The organism is Fluviicola sp. (assembly GCF_030151805.1).
In the GTDB taxonomy this organism is placed as follows: domain Bacteria; phylum Bacteroidota; class Bacteroidia; order Flavobacteriales_D; family Crocinitomicaceae; genus Fluviicola.
This window is the reverse complement of sequence record NZ_JASLCN010000402.1, coordinates 1-4,686: the sequence shown is the minus strand read 5'-3', so window position 1 is coordinate 4,686 and position 4,686 is coordinate 1. Positions and strand designations below refer to the sequence as shown.

The 4,686-nt window shown below is 39.7% G+C and carries 7 protein-coding genes; 2 read left to right on the top strand and 5 right to left on the bottom strand.

Annotation, left to right across the window (positions count from 1 at the left end; translation table 11 throughout):
• Window positions 1–228: 228 nt before the first annotated feature.
• Together Q1V93_RS15240 and Q1V93_RS15235 are read right to left on the bottom strand one after the other, a co-directional pair.
• Complete coding sequence (locus Q1V93_RS15240; RefSeq protein ID WP_300665838.1) at window positions 229–612, bottom strand: hypothetical protein; 384 nt, start codon at window positions 610–612, stop codon at window positions 229–231.
• A gap of 173 nt (window positions 613–785) precedes the next feature.
• Window positions 786–1,199, bottom strand: a complete 414-nt coding sequence (locus Q1V93_RS15235) for a hypothetical protein (protein ID WP_300665837.1) — start codon at window positions 1,197–1,199, stop codon at window positions 786–788.
• 229 nt (window positions 1,200–1,428) lie between these two features.
• Between Q1V93_RS15235 and Q1V93_RS15230 the strand changes: the two genes are divergently transcribed.
• Together Q1V93_RS15230 and Q1V93_RS15225 are read left to right on the top strand one after the other, a co-directional pair.
• Entirely contained in the window at window positions 1,429–1,959 is a 531-nt protein-coding gene (locus tag Q1V93_RS15230; RefSeq protein WP_300665836.1) for a sigma-70 family RNA polymerase sigma factor, read from the top strand.
• Window positions 1,960–1,962: 3 nt separating this feature from the next.
• Window positions 1,963–2,871, top strand: coding sequence for a hypothetical protein (locus Q1V93_RS15225; RefSeq protein WP_300665835.1), 909 nt, complete (start codon window positions 1,963–1,965; stop codon window positions 2,869–2,871).
• Window positions 2,872–2,939: 68 nt separating this feature from the next.
• Here Q1V93_RS15225 and Q1V93_RS15220 read toward each other — a convergent pair whose 3' ends face one another.
• The 3 genes from Q1V93_RS15220 to Q1V93_RS15210 form a co-directional block, all read right to left on the bottom strand.
• Complete coding sequence (locus Q1V93_RS15220) at window positions 2,940–3,677, bottom strand: sulfite exporter TauE/SafE family protein (protein ID WP_300665834.1); 738 nt, start codon at window positions 3,675–3,677, stop codon at window positions 2,940–2,942.
• Window positions 3,674–4,096, bottom strand: coding sequence for a FixH family protein (locus Q1V93_RS15215; protein ID WP_300665833.1), 423 nt, complete (start codon window positions 4,094–4,096; stop codon window positions 3,674–3,676). Before Q1V93_RS15215 ends, Q1V93_RS15220 begins: the two co-directional genes overlap by 4 nt.
• 104 nt (window positions 4,097–4,200) lie before the next feature.
• Window positions 4,201–4,686 (bottom strand): FixG Ig-like domain-containing protein (locus tag Q1V93_RS15210; protein ID WP_300665831.1); only part of this gene is annotated, 486 nt, incomplete at its 5' end.

Sequence of the window (4,686 nt, the reverse complement as noted above, 5' to 3'; positions counted from 1 at the left end):
ACTGAATATACCAGCGCCTACTATAGCAGCTATACCAAATAGTGTGAGATCTCTAACTCCCAGAACTTACTACCTTATGAAGGACGTAATATTACGTCTGGCTTAGTTCGTATTTTACTTTTCCGTAACCATCTGTATTTTAAAGCTAAAAGATGTGGACTTTATTGAAACGCAAAGAATGAGCAATGAATTCCTCGTACTCTTTGTGTCTTCACGATAATCTACAAGCTATTCAACAACATACAAAACTACCAAACAAAGCGGTAGAATCAAAAAATAAAACATCGCCGCATTCCAAACAAACACATGATACTTCGAAATCCCTTTCTTCTTGCTCAAACGAATCGAAATCCAGGCCATGAGAAACGGAGCAACAAAAAACAGGAAAACCATTCCTAATAAAGCCACTCCGGACCAACCCCAGAACAAAGCCGATAAGAAAACAACAAACAAAGTTCCGTAAATCCATAAAATTCCGAAAAGTTCTTCAACCGGAGCATTGGCTACTTTTTCCCTTTTCATTTTCTCACAGAGATACAAAAATCCGATCAACCCGCAAATGGGCAGAATGAAGTAAATAGCTGCAACACTGATGATTTCCAAGGCTGTCATCCGATCTGTTTTTATTTCGATTAATGAAAAAGCGGAAGTTTTATTGTCCGGAGATTCATTTTAACGATTCAAAAAAAGGTCGCTTACTTTTCAGATTTTTGAATACAGACCCGGGCCTTTGTACCTTGTATGACGTCTTCTTCTGTTATCGAACAAACAAAATTTTTCGGTGTTCAGGCAATTTGCATTTGAAAGTAAATCAGCATACTAATGGGGTAAAGACAGATGGCTAAAAGTTTCTCCTTCCATGTTTCTTCTTTTCCTGTGAAAAAAAGACCTAACAGGAGAATAACAAAGTTGATAATTGAGCCGAAGAAAAGAAAAAAACCGATCAATATAATTCCTTCATCGTCATGAATTCCTCCGGAATAATTTACTGTCAGATAACCATTGAAAACTGCGCATACAATCAGAAGTAAACTTTTATACAGGATTTTTAAATTTTCAGTAAAAAAGACGATTAATCCGCAGCTGATGCCTAAAGCTAAGGGAGTGCTTAATATTCCGTTCGGAGGAAAATAATGTCCGATGTACCCGTTCAAAAGAATGATTATTCCGGCAATGAAAAAAATGAGCGCATTTTTCATGTTTAATCAGGTGTTAATATGTTCAGATTCATTACGAATGTAGCGATTCTTTCGTTGATCTCGATATACTATGTATTCGCGATTGAAAGACACTGTATTTCAATCCTGTCATCAAGCTCAGAAACCATTAAATTCGTATTCCGATTTCTATCGGAGCGCAATTCGTAATTAATTTTACTAATTATTGTTTACCTTTTCATTTTTGCCACATTAGAATCAAAATGCCTTCATGATTGAACCTAAAAACATACAACAGGAATTGAAACAGCTCTATCGGAAATGGCCGGATGTCCGGAAATTTCTGAAAACGTTGGGCTGCGATTCGCTGAGTGCGGAAGATATTTTTCAGGAAGCGTTGTTGATCTACGTTCGGAAAAGAGAATCCTCCGACTTTGAATTGACAGTAGAACCTTTTTTCTACGTGCGCAATACCTGCAAGTTATTGTGGTACAATCAGGCCCGAAAAGAACAAAAGAGCGGAACAACCGAATTGCAAATGGAACTTCCTGCGCAGGAAGATCAATGGATGGAAAAAGAAATGAAGATTCGGGAAGTGGAATCCACGTTAGGGAAATTGGGGGCTCAATGCCAGGAATTATTGCAGTTGTTTTACGGGTTGGGATGGAATATGGTGGATATTGCCAAGAAAATCGGTTTGCGAAACGACAAAGTTGCGAAGGCACAGAAATACCGTTGTTTGCAAAAGGCAAAGGAATTGATCAATGAAAATGAATTACAGGTTGAACCAATTAAATTTTAAGGCATGGAAACGAATTGGAATCAACTGATCGAGCGCTATCTGCAAAATGAACTTTCGGAAGAAGGAAAAATCGCTTTTGAACAGGAATTGGCCGGAAACGAAGCTTTAAGAGAAGAATTGGAACTGCATCAACTGGTTCAGTCAGCAGCAAAAAGAGCTTCACAACGGGTAATGGTTCAGCAGGCAGGAAAATCGTATTTCCGGAATCTGCGGATCAAACAATTTACAATTGCGGGTATTCTCACAATTACCGCAACAGTAGGAATTGTTTATTGGGTTCAAAATGAAAAAACAGAAGATAAATCACACCAAATCAATCAATCGGAAGCAATAAGGGATAAGCAGGACAATCCGGCTTTATCAGCAGACGAATCAACAAATCAGCCAAACCTTTCAGGAGATAAAAGTTCACTTATTCACTCTTCTGACAGTTGTTCTGACCGGTTGACAGATTCGAAAATTTCCACCATGTCGAACCTGAAAAAAGCAACTGTTTTTAATGAGAATCAACGAACTGCTGAAAACGGTTCCGTGAAATCCGTTCCGGGAAAAATCAAAGCCGATTCGGTGTTCCAGCCAAAACCTACAACAGTTGTCCTGGGTTATACGGAGGATAAACTGCATGCAAAAGAAACCGAAACAAAAGGGCTTCCGGAATGGACGAAAAAGTACGACAGCATTGGCAAGTTTAATGATTTATATTGCGGATATGCCCTGGTAATGGACAAAGCGAAGTTTGGTTTTGTAGACAATAACGGAAAGGTTTTCATTCCGCTGGTTTACGATCAGATTGTTGTCACTACAAATATCAAAACCTCTAAGCAGAAGAACAAACGTCAGAAAAAGAAAATTTTGTATATCCCGAAGCGCTCAGGAAAAGATGTGAAAGATTGTGAGGAAGAAAGTCTTTAAATTGACTGTAAGATTATGTTAGAACGAGTTAACATTCGGAACTCGGCATTCGTAATTCGTAATTATTTTTATTTCGTCGAATGACACATCACTTGTTTTCGAAGCGTTTCACTGTCTGTCTGATGTTCGGTGCGCTGATTCGTTTCAATCTTCGGACTTAAATAAGGAATTCCAAGATTGGTTCCGCGCAGAATGACCAGAATTCCGATCAGGGTGAGTAAATACGGATAGACAGGTGTTAATTTACCCCGGAAAGATTGCCCCATTTTTTGCGCGAAGAACCCCACACTAATCATTCCCGGAAGTGTTCCCAAACCGAAAAAGCTCATTCCCAATGCGGTTTCCCAGGGATTCGAAGCGAGCAGGGAAGAGGCCAGCGCTAAAAAAATCATTCCGCAGGGAAGCAAACCGTTCAGTAAACCGATGAGAAATAAACGGAAAGTACCTTGCTGTTTGAGCAGGGAACCCATTTTACGGGAAGTCCATTGATTCAAGGTTTGATTTCTGAATTCCAGTTTATTGATCCATTGTCGTCGCCAGGCAAGAACAATCAGAGTCAATCCGAATAAGATGCTCCCGATTTGAAAGAAGCGGAAAATCCCGAGAGAAAACCCAATTGCTCCCAAAATGAGTCCGAGCAAAGTATACGTTGCAATTCGACCCATGTTGTTGGAAAGAATTCCCCAAATGAGTGTTTTATTGGATTGTCTGTTCAGAGGCAAAGCCATGGAGATCGGTCCGCACATCGTCATGCAGTGAAACGAACTTGCCAGTCCCAGGAGAAACAAACTCAGGTAAAATGTCATAATACAAGTTGTTGACTCATTTGATATGTTTTTCCTTGATACATTCCGGAAACAGTGCAGTTGAATTGTCCTTTTTCAATGTGTTTCAGCGGAATTTTTACCTGTTCCCGCGCATCAACCGTCAATTCGATGTCCTGATCCTTGTTATTTGGTCGTTGCAGCTGAATACTGGCTTTCCCGGTTTGAAAATCAGCTGGAAAACGCAGAAACAAGGTATCTGCTTTCGGTTCGATTTCAATCACTTTTTGCGCATTCAGATAATTCGATTCGGCATCGTATTGTTTGTTGTATTCCAATTCCTGCTGGTAATAATCTTCCCGTACCAGATCAATATCCTGGCGCATCATAATGGTCACTAATGTGATGATAAATGCCATAAACAGCGCCATCCCGATTACAATTCCCTTTCCCCAATTCATAGTTTTATTCTTTAATTTCAAATGTTCAAATGTATTTTACATAAACAACTTTTCAATTCTCCATTTTGAATTCTCCATTCTCCATTGAACTTTTTAAACATCCTCTAAAAACTTGGCCCGATCAACTTAATCGAAACCCGGTCAATTTCTTCTCCGTTTCCAATCACAATCACATCTATTTTCTTCGTTCCATGCTCGATCACTTGATACGGAAAGCGTGCAATGAAACGCTCCCGGAGATGTTTTTCACCCTTTAAAGTAATTTGATCACTCGCAATTTGAAACGTTACCTCCGGATCCGATGAAAGCAAGTTCACCTTAAAAGCATGTTTTGTTTTGTTGGTCAGATCAATTTCAAAAATGTTGGTAATGTGATTTTCTTCGTCAATCTGGAAGGTGGAACCACGCTGACGGAGGATCGTCGTACTGAAATCTGAGCGATTTATAAGCAGAACGGTCAAAACACCGATTAAAATCACCAAAACTGCCGTGTAGGAAATCACGCGTCTGGTCCATTGAAACCGGGTACGGTTCACAATTCCATTTTCAGAAACAAAACGAATCAGGCCGCGCTCCAAACCAACTCCGTC

What these genes read in the sequence shown, in the direction of transcription:
- Q1V93_RS15240 (WP_300665838.1), bottom strand. Translation starts at nt 612, where the DNA reads ATGACAGCCTTGGAAATCATCAGTGTTGCAGCTATTTACTTCATTCTG.
- Q1V93_RS15235 (WP_300665837.1), bottom strand. Translation starts at nt 1,199, where the DNA reads ATGAAAAATGCGCTCATTTTTTTCATTGCCGGAATAATCATTCTTTTG.
- Q1V93_RS15230 (WP_300665836.1), top strand. Translation starts at nt 1,429, where the DNA reads ATGATTGAACCTAAAAACATACAACAGGAATTGAAACAGCTCTATCGG.
- Q1V93_RS15225 (WP_300665835.1), top strand. Translation starts at nt 1,963, where the DNA reads ATGGAAACGAATTGGAATCAACTGATCGAGCGCTATCTGCAAAATGAA.
- Q1V93_RS15220 (WP_300665834.1), bottom strand. Translation starts at nt 3,677, where the DNA reads ATGACATTTTACCTGAGTTTGTTTCTCCTGGGACTGGCAAGTTCGTTT.
- Q1V93_RS15215 (WP_300665833.1), bottom strand. Translation starts at nt 4,096, where the DNA reads ATGAATTGGGGAAAGGGAATTGTAATCGGGATGGCGCTGTTTATGGCA.